Genomic DNA, 825 nt, shown 5'->3' with positions numbered 1-825 from the left:
AGCCGAACCCTCCTGCGGAGCCGAACCCTCCTGCGGAGCCGAACCCTCCTGCGGAGCTGGGCCGCTCCGCTCTGCGGGTGAAGTCGGCACGGGTGTCGCCGGCACGGGTGTCGCCGGTGCTTGTTCGGCAGGCGAAGTGCCTGCCGAGCACTGCCGGCTCGGCGGTTCTTCGCTGGCGACCGCCGGGGCGTTGCTGGCGAGCCACTGCAACAGTTCGGCGTACTCGTCCAGTTGCATCGGTAGGCAGCCCAGCGGACGCTCCTGCTGCGTCTGAAGGGCTGCGGCCAATTCCTCGCGTTTGAGCCGATTGACGACCGTCACCGGCTGGCGATTGGTCTCCTCGGCAAGGGCGATCGGGGCCAGCCAGCTCGACGGCTCAATCGCTCCGCCGTCGAGCGTCCGCAGCCGCTCGCCGATCGACACGTACGGATACTCCTCAAGGCTCTCGGCCATCCCACCGCGAATCGGGTTGAGGTCGACGTATGCGAGGCACGCGAGCACGGCCGCTTCGTCTAGCAGACGCCGCATGACGAAGCGGGCTTCCCAGAAGTGGCCCCTGGCCCCGTCCTCGGCATTGCACCGGATCCCCATGTACTGGTCGAGTTGGCGGAGCAGCCAGGAGGGGTTCGACAGCCGTTGGCGGAGCTCGGTGATCCAGCCCGGCCTTTGCAGCTCGTACTGAATTTCCGTTTCGCTCGGCGGGCGAATGGTCCCGTTTTTCTCCTTTCGCGGTCCCGGACAGACCATCAGCCACGCCTCGACGACCTGACGGTCCGAGAGCCGCTGAACCTGGTCGGGCCGATTGCGGAGGACCAGATGGTAGTG

1 pseudogene is annotated in these 825 nt (G+C 67.2%); it reads right to left on the bottom strand.

The features are described from left to right. Positions 1-825 (bottom strand): annotated as a pseudogene (locus GNK13_RS21355) (hypothetical protein); the annotation flags it as partial.

Origin of the sequence: Candidatus Laterigemmans baculatus, from assembly GCF_010367455.1 — a bacterium.
Classification (GTDB): domain Bacteria; phylum Planctomycetota; class Planctomycetia; order Pirellulales; family Pirellulaceae; genus Laterigemmans; species Laterigemmans baculatus.
The sequence above is the reverse complement of the archived record's forward strand: the minus strand, read 5'-3'. Positions and strand labels throughout refer to the sequence as shown.